Source organism: Halopseudomonas sp., assembly GCF_036961105.1.
Classification (GTDB): domain Bacteria; phylum Pseudomonadota; class Gammaproteobacteria; order Pseudomonadales; family Pseudomonadaceae; genus Halopseudomonas.
This window is the reverse complement of sequence record NZ_JBALWW010000003.1, coordinates 28,599-45,574: the sequence shown is the minus strand read 5'-3', so window position 1 is coordinate 45,574 and position 16,976 is coordinate 28,599. Positions and strand designations below refer to the sequence as shown.

Here is a 16,976-nt window from a genome sequence, read left to right as displayed (position 1 = left end):
AAGTTACTCGGTGGGTGACGTCTCTGGTGGGGCAGGCTCTACAGGCGCGGGGGCAACGTCGCCCAGCGTAGGATCACCGGCAGCTGCAGGGCCAGTCTTGGCCGCAGCCTTGCCGCCCTTGCCTTTGGTCTTGCCGGTATCGTCCGACGCTTCCGGCTCAACCAGCTCGGCCTTGCGAATACGCACCAGTAACTTGGCGTCGGCCTCGCTCAGATCCTTGGGCGCGGTGTAGGTTTTGCCCTTCTCGATATCCTTGCCGGATGCCGAGGTATTGCGTAGTGCTTTGATTTTCATGTGCTCACCAGTCATCAGGCCGCAGGGAGCCCCTGCGGCCTTGGAGGGAAGTACCGAGGCTTACTCGGTGATGGCGTCTTTCATGGCGGCAAACGACTCAGCATGGCGCAGAGCGAAGTCAACCGACTGGAAGGCCACCACGCGGATCTTGCCAGCGCCGGCCCCGGTGTAAGGATCCACCAGCAGATCCAGGCCGCCCCACAGGCCCATCACCAGGTCGGCCCAGTTGCCAAACAGAATGGCGCTCAGATCGGTACCAGTGCCTTTGGTCAGGTTGCCCGGCACCTGGTTGCTGACCGCTGCGCGGTAACCGTTCAGCGGGGTGTTGGGGCTCATGCGATCCCACACAAACATGCCGGAGCCATCATCAACCTTGGTGGTTTTCAGCTTGCCACGCACCTTGGCGTTGGTGAGGTAACCCAGCGAGCCAATGTCGGCGTTATCCACCGCCACCTCAGTTTCGAGCTGCACGATGTTTTCCCAGCTGGGTGCGGCGCCATTGGTACCGCCCAGCACGCTGCCGATGCCGCTTTGATTCAGTACACCACGCGGCTGGTTGGAAGCACCCGAACCAGCGATGCCTGCCAGATCAATGCCCAGCGCCAAGGAACGCATCAGATCCATGCGCACAAAGGATTCCACACTCATGCTGGATTGCTGCATCAGCTGCCGGCTGTAATCGGTCAGCGCCCCGATGGTCTTGGGCGTCAATGCCACCTGGCCTACGCTCGCACCGGAAGGCGTCACCTCATCATCTTCGGCGAGCCAGTAGGTTTGCGCAGAGCCGGTTTTCTTGGGGATCTGCACATTACCCACCAGACCCGACAAGGTGGTGATGCCCAGGCCGGTGAGAGCCAGCTGGTTTTCCAGGCTGTCAATAAAACTGCCGGTCAGCAGATCTGTCGCCACAAGATTACCGCCAGCGGTAGGCGTGCCTGCGTTCAGCTGGGAGCGCTTGCTCAAAACCTCCACCGGGATCAGCATAGAGCGGCCTTCGCGCTCCAGGCGGGCCATCACACCCGGCGCCATGCCCATATCAGAAGGGATGACGATGCCGCGCGTAGAGCGGCCCTGCAGCTTGGCGGCCTCTTGGCAGGCTTCAATCTCAAAGCCCGCTTCTTTCTGAGCGCGCGCGTCCTGCGGATTGGACAGCGCACGAATCAGGCGCACCACGCTGAAGCGGTTGATCTCGCGCTCATCCAGGCCCAGCTCGGCGCCAGTAACACCCTTCCCGGCCTGCTGACGGCGTTGCTCGTCCAGCTGCTCATGTCGCTTAATATCCGCCGCGATGGTCTCGGCGTCCTTCATGAGCGCATCAAACTGGCCGCGCTCCTCATCGTTGAGTTGACGTTTTGCGGATTCAGCAGCATCAACGATGCCTTGCGCCTCTTCCAACTTCTGGTTGCGCTGGTTGCGCAGTTCTTTCATGTCTTTAGACATATCATCCTCGCGGGCACAAAAAAGCCCGCTGATGCGGGCCGGTATGGGTTTAGGGTTGGCTTAGCTTGCGCGCTGCAACTGCAGGCGCAGGCGGCGGTGCTCATCCTGCATAATGCGCGGGTCGGGCGGCGGGCTTTCAGAGCCTTGCGCCTCTTTCCAGTTATCCATGCTGCGCGCCGAGATAGTCGTCTGGCCGTAGGCCGGGAAGGTGACGGGGCTCACTTCGTGCAGCTCCACCTCCATCAGCGTGCGCACCCACACGTCCCCGATCTTCTCCCAATGATCCTGCAGGGTGAGAAAGCCGAACGACATTTCACGAATGTCGCCCCGCCCCATGCTGATCAGTAGGTCACGCGCGTAGCTGGTGTCGGGCGTGTCGATCTCGATATTCAGACCCACATCATCCTCTACCAGCCGTAAGGTGCCAGCGGTGGAGCGCCCCAAGATCAGATCCGCGTTGTGGTTCAGCAGAGCGCGAATATCGCGGCTGGCAATGCTGCTGGCAAACGCACCTGGTGCGATCTGCTCAACAAAGCCGCCCAGGTCTTCGGAGCGCTGGTTGAACACTGCAGCATGGCCACCAATCAGCGTGGGCTGGCCCTCATCGGGCACCTGCAGCCGCATTTCCTGCGGCTTGTAAAAGCGCCGCTCAAAGTCTTTTTTCATGCTCCCCCCTCTTTGGGCTGGCTTTTGTAGGCGGCCGGGTCAACAAACTCATCAAGTCCTTCACGCCAATTGAGATCTTCCAGGCCGCGCACTTCGTTGCGATCCATCCAGCCGGGGCCGTTGTTGCCACCGATGGCCGCCTTGTAATACTCGGCCTTGGTTTTCATATCAACCCGCAGCAGCGCGTTATCCGTAAAGCGCAGGTAATGGCCGGTATTCAGATCACGCTCGCTAAGCAGGTCGCGCTGCATTGCCTGCTCGATCATGCGCAGCAGAGGCGACACAGTGAACGTCAGGTGACCGATAGTAATCTGCTCAACGCCGGTGCCCCAGGTTGAGGTTTTGTCGCCGTGGCCGATCAACAGCGGGTTCATCCGCCAGATGCTGCACACCTCAGAAACCTGATGCACCCGCGTCTGCAGCATCTGCACCTCGTCGGCACTCATGCTGAGCTTTTCAAAACTCATGCCCTCTTCAAGCAGCAGGGGCTTATGGTGGTTGGCCAGCCCCACGTACTTCTCTTCAAAGCTGGCACGCAGGCGATTGAAGGCCGGATCACTCAGCGTTTTGGGGTGCTTCAACAACCCCGTGCTGATAGCGCCGTTCTTGAACACACGCGCGCCGTGCTCCAGCGCCGCCAGCGATAGCCCAATGGTCTCGGCATGCAGTTGCACAGGCGATGGCGCCGCCAGCAGGTCGCCGCCAAAGGCGCGCCAGTGGTGTACCTCTTCGCGCAGCAGCGTGAGCGCCGGGCCACGCAAGGGCTGGTAGTGGTAATAAATATCGCCATCTTCACCCATGAACGGGATGGTTCGATCCGGGTGCATTGGGATCAGCTCATCCACCCCGCGCTGCTGGCTGATGATCCGGCTGTACCCGTTCCCGCGCAGCAGCATGTGGCCAGCCATCATCCGGCGCCATTCAAACGAGGTCTGCCAGCGGTTCGGCCGATGCTTGACGATGTGGTACAGCGGATTGTTTCGCGCCTGCTCGGCATTCTTGCGGCCGTCGTCAGAGGCGTCCTGGTACAAGTTCAGCGGCAACATAGCGATGCTGTCTGCCAGGTGACTCACGCAGGCATAAGCCGTGCTGAGCTTCATAGCCAGGTCAGCGGTGACGGTCATACCAGAGGCGGTGCCACCACCCAGCAGGCTGCGCCATACCTCTTTCGGCACAACCGAAACCGAGCGGCGCTCGGATCGGCGCAGGTTGTTGAAGATCGCCATTAGCCTTGCCCCTCATCCAAGGACGCCGGGTCATCACGCACACCTCCCATCAGCCAGGCAAACGCCAGCAACAGTAGGCCACACACAATGAAGCCTGCAGGCTGGTAGACCAGCCACGCGCCATAAGACAGGGCACCCGCACCGATCACACCGCCTGCATCAGCAACCAGGTCTCGCGCTTTCATCTTCATAGTGAACGGACTCCTCGGGTCTCGTAGACGGAAGGGCCGTCAGATTCATCCTCACGGATGGTTAAGCCTGTGGCCATGATCGACGCCACAATGCCGTCCACGCGGCCCGTGGCCTTGTCTTTGGCCACCTTGCGGTTGCCGGCCGGGTCGCTGGTGGTGACGGCGTTGGCGGCGTTCCAGGTCAATACCGGGTTGCCGTTGTGCCGCACTCGCTCATTCACCAAACGAATCTCAAATTCATCAAGCGCCGGGCTCATGTCCTTGAAGCCCTGACCGAACGGCACCAGGGGTGGCAGGCTGCAGCCTTCCTCTTCAATCAGCATCTTGAGATCTTCAATCCGCCAGCGGTCGTAGGCGATGCCCTGCAGGTCGAACTGGTCAGCAACTTCCACCAGCTTGTGGATGACGTGCAGCTTGTTGATTGCGCGCCCCGGCGTGGTGAGCAGCCAGCCCTCTTCCTTCCAGGCCAGGTAGGGCACGCGGTCGCGCTCGGCCTTCTCGTGCAGCCCGTCTTCGGGCAGCCAGAAGAACGGCAGCACCCGCCAGAACGGATCGTCGTCGGTGGGCTCAAACGTGAGCACCAGAGAGGTGAGATCCTGCGTGCTCGACAGGTCAAGCCCACCCCAGCAGCGCCGGCCCAGCAGATGCTCGATGCCGATAGGATCCTGCGCAGCCTCCCACGGTTCGCGGCCAATCCAGGGGCTTGCCGATTCCACCCACTGGCAGAAGTTAAGGCGCCGCACTGTGGCCACTTTGCTGGGCATGCCCTTGGCTTCGGTGACCTGCTCGCGCAGATACTTGAGGCCCGGTATCCCATCCATCAGGCTGGGGTTTACCTTGTACCAACAGGCCTCATCTTTGAACGGGTCGTCCCCTTCATCCAGATCGCAGATGAAGCTGAAGAAGCTGTCGTCAAAGTGGCCATCGCTGGGGCCAGCACCAGCAGCACCAGCGCGGCATACACGCGCGCCGTACTCGTGGTATTCCCAGCACACGCTGTGCTTATCGTTGCCGCTGTTGGTGATCATCAGGATCAGCGCTTGCCGGCGGGACTTGGTGCCCGCCCGCATCATGCCAACCACCGTGCCGTTCTTGTGCTCGTGGATCTCATCGAGCAGCGCGATGTGCGGGCGCGGGCCAGACTGCCCATCATCCGCACTCACCGGCCTGAAGAAGCTGCCAGACTCGTGGTGCGCCAGGTTCCATTCCCGGCCAGTAGCACCTGACTTGTCGATTCGCGTAGCCAGCAGCGGCGACTGATCCACCATCGCCACCGCATCACGAAACAGGATCTGCGCCTGATCTTTCTTGGTAGCCGCCGCGTACACCTCGGCACGGGCCTCACCGTCAGAGGTCAGGCCATACAGACCAATGCCCGCCGCCAGGGGCGACTTGCCGGAGCCCTTGGCAGTCTCGATGTAACCAGTCCGAAAGCGCCGATACCCGTCAGGCCCTTTCCAGCCAAACAGCGAGCCGATGACGAACGCCTGCCAACCCAACACCCTGAACGGCTTACCTTCGTACTCCCCGCCGTTGAGGCGCAGCACGTCCTTAAAGTAGCCAATGGCGTGGTTGGCGGCCTCAAGATCCCAAGCCAGCCCACGCTTGGGGCCAACCTCCAGATCCTTGAGGTGGCGGCGGCAGGCGTTGCGTACCGCTGGCCCTGCCACCACTTGCCCGGAATCAACCGCACGGGCAAACGCCGTGGCCGCGTCAGAAGTATTTGAGTGCTGCGTCCTTTTGCTCATTGGGGAATAACTCGCCTTGCGGGGGTGCCGTCACCCGTAGGTTGCGGCGCGCCATCGGAGAAAAGCCGAACTGCGCGCCAGCTTGGTTTGCGCGCTTCTCCGCGTCGTTGCGCAGCTGCCGCCAGACGCTGATCTGCTTGGCGCCGGTAGCGAACGTCTGCACATCGCCCCGCCCCTGCATAGCAGCGTTACGCTCAGCGATCTGCGCCGAGAACATCTGGTAATCCGCCACCGCCTCGCAGTACGAAGCCAGCGCCATCATATCCAGCGTCGAGATCAAGCCCAGCGTCAGCAGATCAGGCAACACCCGATCCCACTCCTCACCCGCCAGCGGCGTCAGCCAATCGGGTTTTGGTGGCGCGCCCACCGGCACCGCCGGGCTGTTCATCTCATCCTGCAGCGCAGCTTGTTTGCGGCGCCCCGGATTGCCGTTCACCAGGTGGACGATAGCCGGCTTTCCGGTACGCCCCGAGTTTCCGTTTCCGGCCATAAATCACCTCAGATTTCACACAGGAGCGCATCAGTCAGTGATACCCCCCCCTACCCATTTTTCGCGCTCTTGCAAGAAAGGATCCCCCCGTCGTTCGAGAGTCGATCCTTTGGAGACTTTTGGGTGCCCCCTCCCCCTGAAATTTTCACTGATTCCAGTGGTGCAAAGGGTTGCGCGGTATGCCTTCAGCGCTGCAGCCAGGCTCGCCAGACTTCTCGACTCGCTGCTTGTACGAGTCGTGGCACAGCTTGCAGAGTGACTGCCAGTTCTTCCGGTCCCAGAACAACTTGCGAGCTGCAGCAATCAGAACCTTGCAGCCTGACTCCAGCGCGTGACCCAGCCGATGCGGGATCTTGTGATCCACCACCGTGGCCGGCGTTACCTTGCCGTGCCGTTTGCACTCAGCGCAAAGCGGGTTCTCGCTCAACCAAACCAGTCGCGCCTTCTGCCACCGGTAGTCGTAGCCCTTAGCCGCGCTGCTGGTGATCTTATTCGTCTGAGCTGGGGCGGCCATGCTGCTGCACCTCACACACACCCAGTCGCCTGGACGCCCAGCGCTCAAACAAGCTACTTGCCACGTCACCGCCCACCATTGACGAGAATATGCACAGCGCTGCAGCCACGTATGGGTGGGCCTCATACGCAAAAGCGAGCATGAACACCGCAATACCCGCAAACCCAGCCGCCCCGAAGCGCATACCTATGCGGGCAGCCAGCTGCCTCCATGTGAGGTTCACCAGGGTGGACGCTCGCAGCATCTCACCACTCAGGCCCGACGCCAGCGCCAGGAGAATGGCCATCCACAGCTGGATCTCGGCAATAGCCTTGCCCAGTGGTGCAGGGTTACTCGGATCAGACATGCGGCCTCCAGCGGTTGAATAAAAAACCCCAGCCTTTGAGCTGGGGAAGGAGCCCATCAGGGCTGCCGTGACAGGTGGCGTCGTATCCTTGGCAGGGTGGCCGCCCGCCAGACGCCAGAAACAGAAAACCCGGCGCGGCGGCCGGGTTAGTTGCATCCCCTTGGGACGCACGAATACAAAGATGACACCTTTTTACCCCTCCATTCCCATGGCAGCAAGCGGGACTTAATGCCACCAGTGAATAACCTATCAACCCAATGCAAATAACCTACAAACGCCGGGCAAATATCTAAAACCGTCACCATTACCGGCTTTGTTTGTCCTGCTGGCCCGCTACGCAAAATCAGTGAAAGTCCACGTAACCCCATGATATTTATATTATTGTCTGACTGTCTCACTATTAATATATAAATGTGCGCGTAAGGGTGCGCGTGCGCGTGAGCGCGCATCTATGCGGGTGTGTACCTGCGGGGGAAAAGTGCAGAAACAGATGGACAGTAAGACAAAGCCTTGCAGGCTGCGGCCTCGCGCTGACCTGCTGGGCAAAAACCCGGCAGGACAGCAACGGGACCGAGAGACAGGCTAGCGCGCATCAGGCCGCCATTCTCTGCGCCAGAGCGTCACGAATGTGCTCATGTGCCAGATCCAGCGCCCGATAGTATGAGGTGCGACCACCATAACCAAGGCGCTGCACGTTCCCCAGGTAGTCGCCCGGATGCCGAAGATAGTGCTCATAAACGATACGCCACAAGTCATAGCGCAACATATTAACCACCAGGTCCGTCACCGGGAAGCGCGGATCACCCTGATAGCCACCCTTGCGCGTTGAAGGTATCACCACACCCTTTGAATCGATTGCTGCCGCCAGGCTGCACTTCACGGCCTGCGGCCCTATCGGCTCGCCTCGGGCAGCTCGCCGGTGCTCCTCTGCCCACGCTTGCAATAGCTCATCAATGGCTTTAATCAAAAGGGATCCTCCTTCTTCCGCTCCACCTCTTTCTCATCGGCCGCCAGCCCTGCGGCTGTCCAGCTGGCCGGCTTGACGTAACCCCACGGCCTGATGCCGCTGCGCCCGGCAGCGGGCAAGCGCTTACGCCGCCAACCCAGCCGGTGCATGATGTGGCCAACACGCATCTGCTCTGGCTTGCCCCAATGGCCAAGGTCCAGCTTGAGCGCGTCCGCGAATATTTCGTCACCCTTTACAATCTCAAGCCGGCTAGGATCCTCCAGCCACTCACGGATGGGGTGTTCCCAGGCATCGACCATGTAGCGGGCATCCTGCTGTTCGGCAAAGTCGCCGGCCTCGTCACGCTCAACCCACCAGCGCTCGCCTGCCTTGTACCGACACACGGCCTCAGCCCACAGCTGTTCGCGCATTTCCTTCAGGGCGGGGATGTCGACAGACGTACAGAGCACCGGCCAATAGCGGCGGTTGCCCGTAGTGTCTTTGAGGTATTCATCCTGGTTGGTAGTGCCTGCGAACACACACTGGCGTGGCACGTCCACCGTTCTGCGGCCATAGCTCTCGCGGTAGGTATCGATGTAAGCAGAGAAAAATTGCTTGGCCTTGGTACTCTCAGCCTTGTTAAAGCTATCAAGCTCGCCCAGCTCGATGATCCACTTGCCCCGGATCGCCTGATAAGCGTCCTTGTCGCCCAGGCTGAATGGCGAATCCATGAACCACGCACCGCCCAGCACAGACAGGGCCGTAGACTTACCCTCGCCTTGCCCTCCCTCAAGTATCAGCACGCTGTCAGCCTTGCAGCCGGGGTTCATCACCCGCGCCACGGCACTGATCAACCAGCGCGCCGCCACCTTCTGCGAATACACCGTGTGCTCAACACCCATTGCCGTAGTCAGCCAGAAGTCGAGCCGGCCTTTGCGGTCCCATTCCAGCGATTCAAGGTACTCACGCACCGGGTGCCAGGCATTGTTAGCCGCCACCACTGCCACCGCCTCAACCACTGCCGTAGCTCGCACGCGCAGGTTGTACTGCTCGGCCAACCACATAACCACCCGCGCATCATCCAGATCGCTCCATTCGCCAGGGGCACCGCCATAGGGTGGCGTACGGCGCTTGAGGATCTTGCTGCTGAACTCGTTAAAGGCAATCACGCCCTGCCAGCGCTCATCGTTACCCAGTATCAGCTGCACGTTGTACGCATGCGGGTGTAGTGCCCCGCTCTCTGCGCGCTGCAGCTTGTCTTTCCAGCCACCAGCTGCCGCCGGGCGTACCACCGCCATCACCTGCCGGTTGACCTCATCCAGACCAGCGGACTGCTGCAGATCGTTAAAGTCGGTCTCTTTGTCGCCCCGCTCACCGAGCCAGCGCGGCACCACCGTCTGGCCACCCAGAATGGTGGCAGCTTTCTCGGCCTTCTCAACACCAGGGTTCCAGGGGTCGCCGTTGGGACGCTTGGTCTTCCAGTCATCATCTGCGCAAAACAGCAGCTGCCGGCCCGGGAACAACTCGCGGATCACCTTGCCCACCGGCAGCAGGTTGCCAGCATCAAAGCAGATAGCCGTGGCAAGCCCGGTAGCCGTGTGCAGGCTTGCGCCCGTAGCGTAGCCCTCTGCAATCAAGATGGTCTCACCCGGCTCAGGATGCGGGCCAATCAAGTGATAAGCGCCCTCTTTGGCCGCACCGTAAGGCCAATAGGTTTTGTCGCGCCCCAGCTTCTCTTGCACCTCGGGGTAAATTACCTGCAGGCCAACAATCTTGCCCTTCGCATTACGCATGGGCACCAGGCACGTGCCTGACCGTGGCGCATACCGCAGCCCGTAACCCACAATATTCTTGCGCTGCAGATAGGCGCTCTGGCCCTTTGTGGGCATACGCTCAAACATGCCGGCGGCGCGCTTGGCAGCACGAGCGGCGGCGCGCTCGATGGCCTCCGCTTTCTTGGCCTTGGCCTGATCCATCCGGGCTTTCATCAGCTGGCGATCTTCATCACTCAGCTTCACACCCTTGGGCTTGATCTTCTGCGTCTCACCAACACGCCAACTGCCGTATGACCCAAAAATGATGGTTTCACCGCTCTCGGTGCGCTCGTCGTACGCAATGTACCAACCGGTTTTCTCCCCTGCCTTGTCGTCCTCAGCCTTCACCCTGGTCAGCTTGCCGAACACCAGGGGCGCTTTGACATGCAGCCCGTATTGCTCAAACTGCGCAATCACATCATCAATAACCTTATCCACGCGGACGGCCCTCCATCAGCGAGAGTGCCGCATCCAGACGCAACAGATCAGCATTGGGCGGCAGCGGCATTTCCAGCACGGCGTCGTCGTTGGTCAGCACCAGAGTGCCTCTTATAATCGGCTCACCCACCCGCCAATCATCCTCAACGCCCACACAGCCAAAGTGCTCCTTCAACCGTTCAGCGTTCCGAGTCTTGCCCTTACCTTGTTCTGCATAGATGATGATGGTTCTCATTGTTCTACCCTCAGGAGTTACACATGCTGCATGGAAACTTGCGCTATACCCACTTCCCTTACTGCCTCAAACGCCAGGAAGATGGCCGCTACGTACTGTTGAACCGCAACTACAAGCCAGTCGGGTTCTTTACGGGTGAATGGATTGATTACGAGAATTACCCAATAGGCGTGAAGCTCAAAGGCATGACCCCCGCCAAGGCGGCCGAGCTCGATCACGCTGGCCGAGACAATGTGGAAGCCATCTTCCTCTACAACGATGGCTGCATTCCCACCGACAGCAGCGAGCACATGCAGAGCTATTTGCAACGGCTGGCTATTCTGATGACGATCAAAACAGACGAGCACGAGCGGTAATTTACCCATTACGGCCACCCCGCTTGCGGTGGTCCGACTCGCAAGGCATGCAGCGCGTACACCCCGGTACAGCTGCGCGCCGCGCCTCGGGTATGTCGTCGTCGCAGTCAATGCAGATAGTGAGTGAGGGGCCTACTGGTGCTGCGGGCCGAGCGGCTGCAAGGCGAGAAGCCAGCCATTCATCTTGGTAATCGGTGGCGCGGTCGACGGTATCAGTCATCGTCTGAGCCCTCCGCGTCACGCTCCAGCACCCGCTCCAGCATCAACAGCGCCGCATGCGCGTTACGGATCTGCAGCTTGCAGGCCGCCAGCTCGCGTTGATCAATCCGGTTGTCATTCGCCAGGCCGGCGGAAATCACATTCATCAGCGCCGACTGCTTGGCCAGCGTCTCACCGGTGGCAGCGATCACCGAGCCTACCGTCTGCTCATCCAGGCTTTCACCGTGCAGCAGCTCGCGCAGGTCTACCCAACAGGCATCGCCAAAGGCCTCGCACATCGAATCCAGAATGCGGGGATCCCGCGTGGCGGTGGTGACCTCTTCAATGTCGTCAGGGTTGGCAGCGTGGGTGGGCTGAGTGGGGCTCAATTTGTGCTGCAGGGTGGTAGCGTTGCGCCCGTAGATGGCGGCGATTGCTTTGGCACCGCCGGGATAATCCCGGCTGGCATGATAAAGGGCCAGCGCGAGTGGTAGCACCTCACGCTTGGCCCTTTCAGTACAGCTCATTGCTGCTCGGCTCATGGCATTAACTCCAAAAGTCTGCCAGTGCCACAGCCCTGCTGTTTTGATACAGTCAGGTCCGTGAGCACTCCTCGTGGTCACAAGTAGGGGCGCTCTTATCGGAAAGCCCCTGCACCAGGATCAGCGCGCTTACCTGCGCGCCAATCCAAAAACGGCCAGCCCCTCTGTGGTGGAGAAGCTGGCAAGCCCCGGCATCCGTGCCGGGACGAGCGCGCAACAGGTGGTCTACCTCGTGGTGCCACCTGATGCGTATGCAGTGAGCCAAGACTGTGGCGGTCACTCACTGCACCAAACGGCCGGTAACTCTGTGGTGGAGATACCGGCAAGCCCTGCTCAAACAGGACGGACTGCAAGGCTCAGCCGTCTGGCTGGGCCTTCGCTCTCTTACGCCGCCTGACTGTGCTGATAATCGTCAGACGGAGGGAAAACATCATCAAGCGTGCAACCAGCCCCCAGCCGGTTAAGAGCCGAAACAATCGCCCGCGACTCTGCCAGGCCAGGCACCCTGGAATGGTTTTCATAGTTACCCAAGCGGCTCTGCTTCCAACCCAGCTCGCGTACCAGCTCCGCCTGCTTAATGTCATGTTTCTTTCTTACTTCAGCTATCAGGTTCATGGCTTGTCCTCGCTCTGCCCGCATATTAATCACGTTGCGCAATATATAGCAACCTCAGATAACCCGAAAAGTGAAAATCATCTTTCACACTGCGTGATATAAAAAAGCATGAACACACTTGGTCAGCGCATTGCGCACTTCCGCAAGAAAATGAATCTCAGCCAGGCCCAGCTTTCAGAGCTGTGCGGCTGGGGCGCACAGTCACGCATTGGGAATTATGAAAAGGACAACCGGGAACCCAACCTGGCGGATCTGAGAAAGATTGCGAAACAGCTACGTATCTCTTTAGCCGAACTACTCGACATAGGCGGCAAGGCCATTAATGAACCCTCCGAGGGTTACGATGTATTAACAGCCAAGGAAGGAACTGTGCCAGTGGTAGGCAAAGCAGAACTAGGAGCGGATGGATTCTTTGAGGCGATGGACTATCCCGCAGGACACGGGGATGGCGTGCTGTTGATAAATAGCGACGACCCCAACGCCTATGGCTTGCGCGTAGTAGGTGACAGCATGCACCCACGCATCAAGAACGGGGAGTTCGTATTGATCGAGCCTAACAAGCCTTACTGCACGGGCGATGAAGTGATGGTCCGGACCGCCAGCGGCCGAAGCATGATTAAAGAGTTTATCTACCACCGCGACGGCATGTACCGTTTCGACAGCGTCAACCAAGATCATGCCCCGATTCACTTGAACGAAAGCGAAGTGGAGAAAATTCACCTAGTCGGAGGTATCCTCAAATCGTCCAGGTTTTTCGATACGTGATTTTTTAATCACCCATTGTGTTGACAATTTAATTTCATTGCGTGATATTCGCCTCATCTCCACCACAGATGAGGCAACGTCATGTCCCAACCTGCAACCATCCACGTCTTACCAACGTGCGACATCTTCCGCATCTTTGAGCTACGCAACGCCCTGCGGGGCACCGGCGGCAAGCTGGTAGTTCAGAAGCCGAAACCAGTTCCCGCACCCACCACCTTCAGCCCGAACGATGGCGGGAGGGCTGCATGATGAATCACCTCAATTTCACCATCCCCGAAACGAGCCGCATCCTGCTGGGCGCTCAGCTCAAGCTCAACGGCACCTTTCACCACAAGTGCCAGGCCTTGGGCGCTGGCGTGATCCCGGTGGTGGTCGAGTTCGAGCAGGGCGACAACGAAGCGCACGTCACCGTGCGCAGCGGTGACAGCACCAATCGCATCACGCTGGAACGGCACATCGGCTCACACCCCAAGCTGATCCGCTTCATTGAAGACGCGGTAAACGAGCGGCTGGATAACGCGCGGCCTGCCCCAGCGCAGGTGATCCCCCTGCCGGCAGAGCAACACTGCCTCAGCCGCAAGCAGCAGCTGCAGGTGGCCGAGCTTGCCGAGAATGGCGGCTTTGCAGACTTTGCGGTAGATACCGTCATCATCAAGGTGGCGGTCAACCCCATCTCTATTGGCGGCTTACCCCACGCGATTCTGGCGTGCGGGCAGGTAGTCATGTCGCTGCAGGCCGGGCCAGATCAGCACACCTGTACCCGCCGCCTGGTGGATGCCATCAACAACCTTGCCAGCGCAATGCTGACGCAAGCGGCAGCCTAGGGGGTGAACCATGATCCGCGACCTACAGAAAGCCGCCCGCCAGCTGGGCACCACCCGCCCAAAGCTCATTGCAGCAATGAAAGAAGCCGGCCTGCTGAATGCGCAGAACCTGCCAGCCCACCCGCTGCGCGACAGGTTTTACCTGCAGGTGAAGCGCGGCAGCTGGTACCACGAAACGCTGGGCATGCAGTACAGCGAGTCTACCCGCGTCACGCAGGCCGGCATCAACTGGCTGGCCGACAAGCTGGGGCTGGAGCGTCCGCCGGTACCGGAGGACAACCGAGGTGTGGCCTAGACAGTACGCGGCCAAGATTCAAGCGCTGCCAACCAAGGAAGAGCGCCAGGCAGCGCTGGCCGAGGTGCCAGAAGACTACCGCGATCTGGTGAAAACCCACGTGAAGAACGCCTGGTACCACCCACGGGCAAACAAGAAGAGCAAGTGACCATGAGTGACCACGACAACCAGCGCCCTATGCGCTTTCGCTTACCGCCCGCCGCCGACACCCTGGAACGCCTGTTCCGGGTGTTTGGTGACGAGCTGCTGCCGGTGGAAGAGGTGCGCACGCGCTACTTCCGCACGACCAATGAAGACACATTTCGGGCGGTGCTCGGTACCGAGCGCATCCCCCTGCCGGTGACCACGCTGGATAACAGCCAGAAGGCCGGCCGCTTTATCCACATTCGCCACCTTGCCGCGTACATCGAAGAGCGCGCCTGGGAGGCAGACCAGCAACAGGCCAGCCGGGCGGAACCGGCAGACCAAACCCACTGACTGCCACCACCAGTCAGCAAACCACGAGGAAGCAACCCATGAACCAGCAAGACATAGTGTTGGCGGTATCCATTGGCATCTGCGCGCTTGCCTACCTTTTCGGCATGCTCACCGGGCGGGTTGTCGCGAACGAAAAGCACCGGCAGCTGATCGAGCCACTGCGCAACCAGGTGTTCAAGCAGCGCCGGATCGCCCATGAGCATGAACAACGCTGCGCCAACCTGCAGGCCGAAGTCAGCAGCCTGCGTGCCCAGCTCACCACCCAGCGCGCGCGCACCAAGCATGAGCGCTACACCCTGCTGCGCGCCGGCCATGAGCTGCGCCTGGCCGGCCAGACCTTTGCCGGCTTGCAGTCCATCGAACACGCCGCCACAGCGCAAACGCTCAGCACCGAGCTGCTGCAGATGGCCAATGCCGTAGGCGACCCGGACTGGGCCGAGAAGAACCAGGACAAGGGCCAACCGATGGAGGCTGCAGCATGAAACCACTTACCGCTACTGCCGCGCTGGCCAGTGTTCTGGCAGCCACGGACGAAGCTGAAACCGCGCGGGCCCACGCATACCAGCAAGGCATGCCCGCCTTGATTCGACTACTGGACGTAGCCCGCCGCCACAGCGGCCAGAGCGCTGTTGTCGGCCGCTTCCTGCTGGGCTTGTACAACGGCCCGGAGAACCCCTTTGACCTCACCAGCCTACGCGCATTGGATCACAGCCTGCTTGAAGACTGCCTGCTGTTGCTGCGCATGGACAACCAGCCCGCGAGAGAGATCCACGAATACCTCTCCAACGGATCCGTCCTCTTTGCCGAGCTGCACCAGGCCTACGGCCAAGGCGGTGCGCAATGACGTGGATACTCACCCACACCGGCATCAAGTTTGACCTGCTGGAGCCAACGGCCGACATGATCCACCCACGCGACATAGCGCACGCCCTGTCGCAGCTGTGCCGCTTCAATGGCCACACCCACAAGCACTACTCAGTGGCCGAGCACAGCATCCGCGTCGCGCAGATCGTGCCGGTGCAGTACCAGCTGGTAGCCCTGCTGCACGACGCCACCGAGGCCTACGTGGGCGACATGGTGCGCCCGCTCAAGCAGGTAATGCCGGAGTTTCGCACCGTTGAAAAACGGATATGGCAGGCCATCTGCGAGCGCTTCGACCTGCCCGAGATCCTGCCCACCTCAGTGCATGCAGCAGACATGACGCTACTGGCCACCGAGCGCCGCGACCTCATGCCAGAGCACCCCGGCCAATGGGATTGCCTGCAGGGCGTCACCCCGCTAACCGCCCGCATCGTGCCCTGCAACGCCGTCACAGCAGAGGTGCAGTTCCTCACCCTGCTGATGGAGCTGCTGGCCACCACCCACCGCGCCAAAGTGCAAGGCGGTGCAGCATGAGCGCCTATGTACTGCAGGGGCTCAGCGCCAAACGCCGCGCCCACCTGGCTAATGTTGATCTGCTTAAAGCCGCCCTCCCCAATCTGGAGCCAGACGCCGCCGCCCGCGCACACCGGACGATAGCCAACCTGCAGAGCCAGATTGTGCAACTCGACGCGCAGTTGCTGCGCAACAACCAGAGGGCGGCCTGATGACCCACAACACCACAAAAGCCGGTGCTGGCCGCCACGCCAGCAGCACGACAACAAAGAGTCACTGCCCCGCAGGGGCAGGCCTTATCAACCAGGGTGAAGCCACAAAAACCGCGCATACCCCACCACAAGCGTGCGCCACGCCCGCCCATGACCGAGCTATCGCAACAACAAGCAAAGCGCCGCACGCGCAGCTTGCCGAGGGGTATAAGCAGGTAGACGAGCCCCAAATGCACAGCTGCCCGGACTGCGGCCACACTTGGCAGCACGGGCAGCACGGCGGCCACAGCTGCGTTAAGCGCCTACGCCAGCAACTGGCGGAGAAGAGCCAGGAGGTGCCCGTTGTCCCGTTCGGTCAAGGCAAGAACGTCACCGTAAATTCTCGCTACCACCTGCCAACCGATGACACCGCCGCATCGCTGACCATCAGCGAGAACGGCAAATCAGCTGTCACGCTGACATTTGCCTCCCAAAGCCATGCATCAGACGTGCTAAAAGCCCTGGTTACACAGCGCTACGCGAGGCCTGCCGTGCCCACTATCCACATTGGAAGCGGCCACGAATCAGTAATAACCCTGCCCGGCAGCATGATCAGCCCGCAAGGCGAAGAGGTCACCACCCTAACCATTATCCAGGGCGAGACGACTGTACGACTGACGTTCCCTACCGACCGACGCGCTACCGAATTTTTGCGGCTGCTGATCAACGATCCCTCAACTCCCCCACTCGCGACCGCGCATGCAGCTGCCGCCCCGGACCCAGACACACAAGTCACCGTCTCACGCACCGCCCTCAAGCAAGTGCTGAACGCACTGGCCAACGCTCCAGCGCACCACATCCGTGAAATGCAGGTAACGCGGATGCCAGCAGACATGTTTCCCGATAACCCAATCAACATCCTGATTGCGGAGTTCAACGGCACGACTGATCAGCTTGGGGGTGATCTATGAACCTGGACCCACAGTGCGGA

Annotated in this window: 26 protein-coding genes; 11 read left to right on the top strand and 15 right to left on the bottom strand. The window is 60.4% G+C overall.

Going from position 1 to position 16,976, the window contains the following annotated elements; genetic code table 11:
• Nucleotides 1-3: 3 nt before the first annotated feature.
• The 12 genes from V7756_RS04850 to V7756_RS04795 form a co-directional block, all read right to left on the bottom strand.
• Nucleotides 4-294 carry a hypothetical protein gene (locus V7756_RS04850; RefSeq protein WP_335609030.1) on the bottom strand — a complete coding sequence of 97 codons (291 nt, stop codon included), beginning with the start codon at nt 292-294 and terminating at the stop codon, nt 4-6.
• Nucleotides 295-354: 60 nt separating this feature from the next.
• Nucleotides 355-1,734 carry a phage major capsid protein gene (locus V7756_RS04845; protein ID WP_335609029.1) on the bottom strand — a complete coding sequence of 460 codons (1,380 nt, stop codon included), beginning with the start codon at nt 1,732-1,734 and terminating at the stop codon, nt 355-357.
• A gap of 60 nt (nt 1,735-1,794) precedes the next feature.
• On the bottom strand, nt 1,795-2,400 hold the full coding sequence (locus V7756_RS04840; protein WP_335609028.1) for an HK97 family phage prohead protease: 606 nt from the start codon (nt 2,398-2,400) through the stop codon (nt 1,795-1,797).
• Entirely contained in the window at nt 2,397-3,626 is a 1,230-nt protein-coding gene (locus V7756_RS04835; RefSeq protein ID WP_335609027.1) for a phage portal protein, read from the bottom strand. Before V7756_RS04835 ends, V7756_RS04840 begins: the two co-directional genes overlap by 4 nt.
• On the bottom strand, nt 3,626-3,817 hold the full coding sequence (locus V7756_RS04830) for a hypothetical protein (RefSeq protein WP_335609026.1): 192 nt from the start codon (nt 3,815-3,817) through the stop codon (nt 3,626-3,628). Before V7756_RS04830 ends, V7756_RS04835 begins: the two co-directional genes overlap by 1 nt.
• On the bottom strand, nt 3,814-5,565 hold the full coding sequence (locus V7756_RS04825; RefSeq protein ID WP_335609025.1) for a terminase large subunit: 1,752 nt from the start codon (nt 5,563-5,565) through the stop codon (nt 3,814-3,816). The genes V7756_RS04830 and V7756_RS04825 overlap by 4 nt, the downstream gene beginning before the upstream one ends.
• Nucleotides 5,531-6,055 (bottom strand): phage terminase small subunit P27 family, encoded by a 525-nt coding sequence (locus V7756_RS04820; RefSeq protein ID WP_335609024.1) that lies wholly within the window; start codon nt 6,053-6,055, stop codon nt 5,531-5,533. The genes V7756_RS04825 and V7756_RS04820 overlap by 35 nt, the downstream gene beginning before the upstream one ends.
• A gap of 145 nt (nt 6,056-6,200) precedes the next feature.
• Nucleotides 6,201-6,569, bottom strand: coding sequence for an HNH endonuclease (locus V7756_RS04815; RefSeq protein WP_335609023.1), 369 nt, complete (start codon nt 6,567-6,569; stop codon nt 6,201-6,203).
• The gene (locus V7756_RS04810; RefSeq protein WP_335609022.1) at nt 6,544-6,915 is read right to left on the bottom strand and encodes a phage holin family protein; all 372 of its coding nucleotides are present in this window, start codon (nt 6,913-6,915) and stop codon (nt 6,544-6,546) included. The genes V7756_RS04815 and V7756_RS04810 overlap by 26 nt, the downstream gene beginning before the upstream one ends.
• A gap of 592 nt (nt 6,916-7,507) precedes the next feature.
• Nucleotides 7,508-7,882, bottom strand: coding sequence for a hypothetical protein (locus V7756_RS04805; RefSeq protein ID WP_335609021.1), 375 nt, complete (start codon nt 7,880-7,882; stop codon nt 7,508-7,510).
• Nucleotides 7,879-10,113 (bottom strand): VapE domain-containing protein, encoded by a 2,235-nt coding sequence (locus V7756_RS04800; RefSeq protein WP_335609020.1) that lies wholly within the window; start codon nt 10,111-10,113, stop codon nt 7,879-7,881. The genes V7756_RS04805 and V7756_RS04800 overlap by 4 nt, the downstream gene beginning before the upstream one ends.
• Entirely contained in the window at nt 10,106-10,348 is a 243-nt protein-coding gene (locus V7756_RS04795) for a hypothetical protein (RefSeq protein WP_335609019.1), read from the bottom strand. The genes V7756_RS04800 and V7756_RS04795 overlap by 8 nt, the downstream gene beginning before the upstream one ends.
• 23 nt (nt 10,349-10,371) lie before the next feature.
• On the opposite strand from V7756_RS04795, the gene V7756_RS04790 reads away from it, so the two are divergent.
• Nucleotides 10,372-10,704 (top strand): hypothetical protein, encoded by a 333-nt coding sequence (locus tag V7756_RS04790; protein WP_335609018.1) that lies wholly within the window; start codon nt 10,372-10,374, stop codon nt 10,702-10,704.
• A gap of 1 nt (nt 10,705) precedes the next feature.
• Here the strand turns inward: V7756_RS04790 and V7756_RS04785 are convergent, their stop codons facing one another.
• From V7756_RS04785 to V7756_RS04775, 3 genes are all read right to left on the bottom strand, one after another.
• Nucleotides 10,706-10,924 (bottom strand): TraR/DksA C4-type zinc finger protein, encoded by a 219-nt coding sequence (locus V7756_RS04785; RefSeq protein WP_335609017.1) that lies wholly within the window; start codon nt 10,922-10,924, stop codon nt 10,706-10,708.
• A complete protein-coding gene (locus V7756_RS04780) occupies nt 10,917-11,429 on the bottom strand; it encodes a phage regulatory CII family protein (RefSeq protein WP_442908955.1) in 513 nt (170 codons plus the stop codon). The genes V7756_RS04785 and V7756_RS04780 overlap by 8 nt, the downstream gene beginning before the upstream one ends.
• 399 nt (nt 11,430-11,828) lie before the next feature.
• Complete coding sequence (locus V7756_RS04775) at nt 11,829-12,059, bottom strand: helix-turn-helix transcriptional regulator (protein ID WP_335609015.1); 231 nt, start codon at nt 12,057-12,059, stop codon at nt 11,829-11,831.
• Nucleotides 12,060-12,167: 108 nt separating this feature from the next.
• Here V7756_RS04775 and V7756_RS04770 point away from each other — a divergent pair, with 108 nt between their 5' ends.
• The 10 genes from V7756_RS04770 to V7756_RS04725 all read left to right on the top strand — a co-directional run bounded on the left by V7756_RS04770 (nt 12,168) and on the right by V7756_RS04725 (nt 16,956).
• Complete coding sequence (locus V7756_RS04770) at nt 12,168-12,824, top strand: XRE family transcriptional regulator (protein WP_335609014.1); 657 nt, start codon at nt 12,168-12,170, stop codon at nt 12,822-12,824.
• Nucleotides 12,825-13,069: 245 nt separating this feature from the next.
• The gene (locus V7756_RS04765) at nt 13,070-13,648 is read left to right on the top strand and encodes a hypothetical protein (protein ID WP_335609013.1); all 579 of its coding nucleotides are present in this window, start codon (nt 13,070-13,072) and stop codon (nt 13,646-13,648) included.
• A gap of 10 nt (nt 13,649-13,658) precedes the next feature.
• A complete protein-coding gene (locus V7756_RS04760) occupies nt 13,659-13,943 on the top strand; it encodes a phage antirepressor KilAC domain-containing protein (protein WP_335609012.1) in 285 nt (94 codons plus the stop codon).
• Nucleotides 13,933-14,091, top strand: coding sequence for a hypothetical protein (locus V7756_RS04755; RefSeq protein ID WP_335609011.1), 159 nt, complete (start codon nt 13,933-13,935; stop codon nt 14,089-14,091). The genes V7756_RS04760 and V7756_RS04755 overlap by 11 nt, the downstream gene beginning before the upstream one ends.
• Nucleotides 14,092-14,093: 2 nt before the next feature.
• Nucleotides 14,094-14,420: a pyocin activator PrtN family protein gene (locus V7756_RS04750; RefSeq protein ID WP_335609010.1), complete on the top strand. Its 327-nt coding sequence runs from the start codon at nt 14,094-14,096 to the stop codon at nt 14,418-14,420.
• 38 nt (nt 14,421-14,458) lie between these two features.
• Complete coding sequence (locus V7756_RS04745) at nt 14,459-14,902, top strand: hypothetical protein (RefSeq protein ID WP_335609009.1); 444 nt, start codon at nt 14,459-14,461, stop codon at nt 14,900-14,902.
• Nucleotides 14,899-15,264, top strand: coding sequence for a DUF7673 family protein (locus V7756_RS04740; protein WP_335609008.1), 366 nt, complete (start codon nt 14,899-14,901; stop codon nt 15,262-15,264). The genes V7756_RS04745 and V7756_RS04740 overlap by 4 nt, the downstream gene beginning before the upstream one ends.
• Nucleotides 15,261-15,815, top strand: a complete 555-nt coding sequence (locus tag V7756_RS04735; protein ID WP_335609007.1) for a phosphohydrolase — start codon at nt 15,261-15,263, stop codon at nt 15,813-15,815. The genes V7756_RS04740 and V7756_RS04735 overlap by 4 nt, the downstream gene beginning before the upstream one ends.
• Nucleotides 15,812-16,006 carry a hypothetical protein gene (locus tag V7756_RS04730; RefSeq protein WP_335609006.1) on the top strand — a complete coding sequence of 65 codons (195 nt, stop codon included), beginning with the start codon at nt 15,812-15,814 and terminating at the stop codon, nt 16,004-16,006. Before V7756_RS04735 ends, V7756_RS04730 begins: the two co-directional genes overlap by 4 nt.
• The gene (locus tag V7756_RS04725) at nt 16,006-16,956 is read left to right on the top strand and encodes a hypothetical protein (protein WP_335609005.1); all 951 of its coding nucleotides are present in this window, start codon (nt 16,006-16,008) and stop codon (nt 16,954-16,956) included. The genes V7756_RS04730 and V7756_RS04725 overlap by 1 nt, the downstream gene beginning before the upstream one ends.
• The last annotated feature ends 20 nt before the right edge of the window (nt 16,957-16,976 follow it).

Bases quoted from the DNA above. Each gene is read 5' to 3' on its own strand.
- V7756_RS04780 (WP_442908955.1), bottom strand. From the start codon at position 11,429: ATGAGCTGTACTGAAAGGGCCAAGCGTGAGGTGCTACCACTCGCGCTG.
- V7756_RS04790 (WP_335609018.1), top strand. From the start codon at position 10,372: ATGCTGCATGGAAACTTGCGCTATACCCACTTCCCTTACTGCCTCAAA.
- V7756_RS04775 (WP_335609015.1), bottom strand. From the start codon at position 12,059: ATGAACCTGATAGCTGAAGTAAGAAAGAAACATGACATTAAGCAGGCG.
- V7756_RS04770 (WP_335609014.1), top strand. From the start codon at position 12,168: ATGAACACACTTGGTCAGCGCATTGCGCACTTCCGCAAGAAAATGAAT.
- V7756_RS04830 (WP_335609026.1), bottom strand. From the start codon at position 3,817: ATGAAGATGAAAGCGCGAGACCTGGTTGCTGATGCAGGCGGTGTGATC.
- V7756_RS04840 (WP_335609028.1), bottom strand. From the start codon at position 2,400: ATGAAAAAAGACTTTGAGCGGCGCTTTTACAAGCCGCAGGAAATGCGG.
- V7756_RS04730 (WP_335609006.1), top strand. From the start codon at position 15,812: ATGAGCGCCTATGTACTGCAGGGGCTCAGCGCCAAACGCCGCGCCCAC.
- V7756_RS04835 (WP_335609027.1), bottom strand. From the start codon at position 3,626: ATGGCGATCTTCAACAACCTGCGCCGATCCGAGCGCCGCTCGGTTTCG.
- V7756_RS04745 (WP_335609009.1), top strand. From the start codon at position 14,459: ATGAACCAGCAAGACATAGTGTTGGCGGTATCCATTGGCATCTGCGCG.
- V7756_RS04810 (WP_335609022.1), bottom strand. From the start codon at position 6,915: ATGTCTGATCCGAGTAACCCTGCACCACTGGGCAAGGCTATTGCCGAG.
- V7756_RS04740 (WP_335609008.1), top strand. From the start codon at position 14,899: ATGAAACCACTTACCGCTACTGCCGCGCTGGCCAGTGTTCTGGCAGCC.
- V7756_RS04750 (WP_335609010.1), top strand. From the start codon at position 14,094: ATGAGTGACCACGACAACCAGCGCCCTATGCGCTTTCGCTTACCGCCC.
- V7756_RS04820 (WP_335609024.1), bottom strand. From the start codon at position 6,055: ATGGCCGGAAACGGAAACTCGGGGCGTACCGGAAAGCCGGCTATCGTC.
- V7756_RS04760 (WP_335609012.1), top strand. From the start codon at position 13,659: ATGATCCGCGACCTACAGAAAGCCGCCCGCCAGCTGGGCACCACCCGC.
- V7756_RS04815 (WP_335609023.1), bottom strand. From the start codon at position 6,569: ATGGCCGCCCCAGCTCAGACGAATAAGATCACCAGCAGCGCGGCTAAG.
- V7756_RS04785 (WP_335609017.1), bottom strand. From the start codon at position 10,924: ATGACTGATACCGTCGACCGCGCCACCGATTACCAAGATGAATGGCTG.
- V7756_RS04845 (WP_335609029.1), bottom strand. From the start codon at position 1,734: ATGTCTAAAGACATGAAAGAACTGCGCAACCAGCGCAACCAGAAGTTG.
- V7756_RS04765 (WP_335609013.1), top strand. From the start codon at position 13,070: ATGATGAATCACCTCAATTTCACCATCCCCGAAACGAGCCGCATCCTG.
- V7756_RS04725 (WP_335609005.1), top strand. From the start codon at position 16,006: ATGACCCACAACACCACAAAAGCCGGTGCTGGCCGCCACGCCAGCAGC.
- V7756_RS04795 (WP_335609019.1), bottom strand. From the start codon at position 10,348: ATGAGAACCATCATCATCTATGCAGAACAAGGTAAGGGCAAGACTCGG.
- V7756_RS04735 (WP_335609007.1), top strand. From the start codon at position 15,261: ATGACGTGGATACTCACCCACACCGGCATCAAGTTTGACCTGCTGGAG.
- V7756_RS04825 (WP_335609025.1), bottom strand. From the start codon at position 5,565: ATGAGCAAAAGGACGCAGCACTCAAATACTTCTGACGCGGCCACGGCG.
- V7756_RS04850 (WP_335609030.1), bottom strand. From the start codon at position 294: ATGAAAATCAAAGCACTACGCAATACCTCGGCATCCGGCAAGGATATC.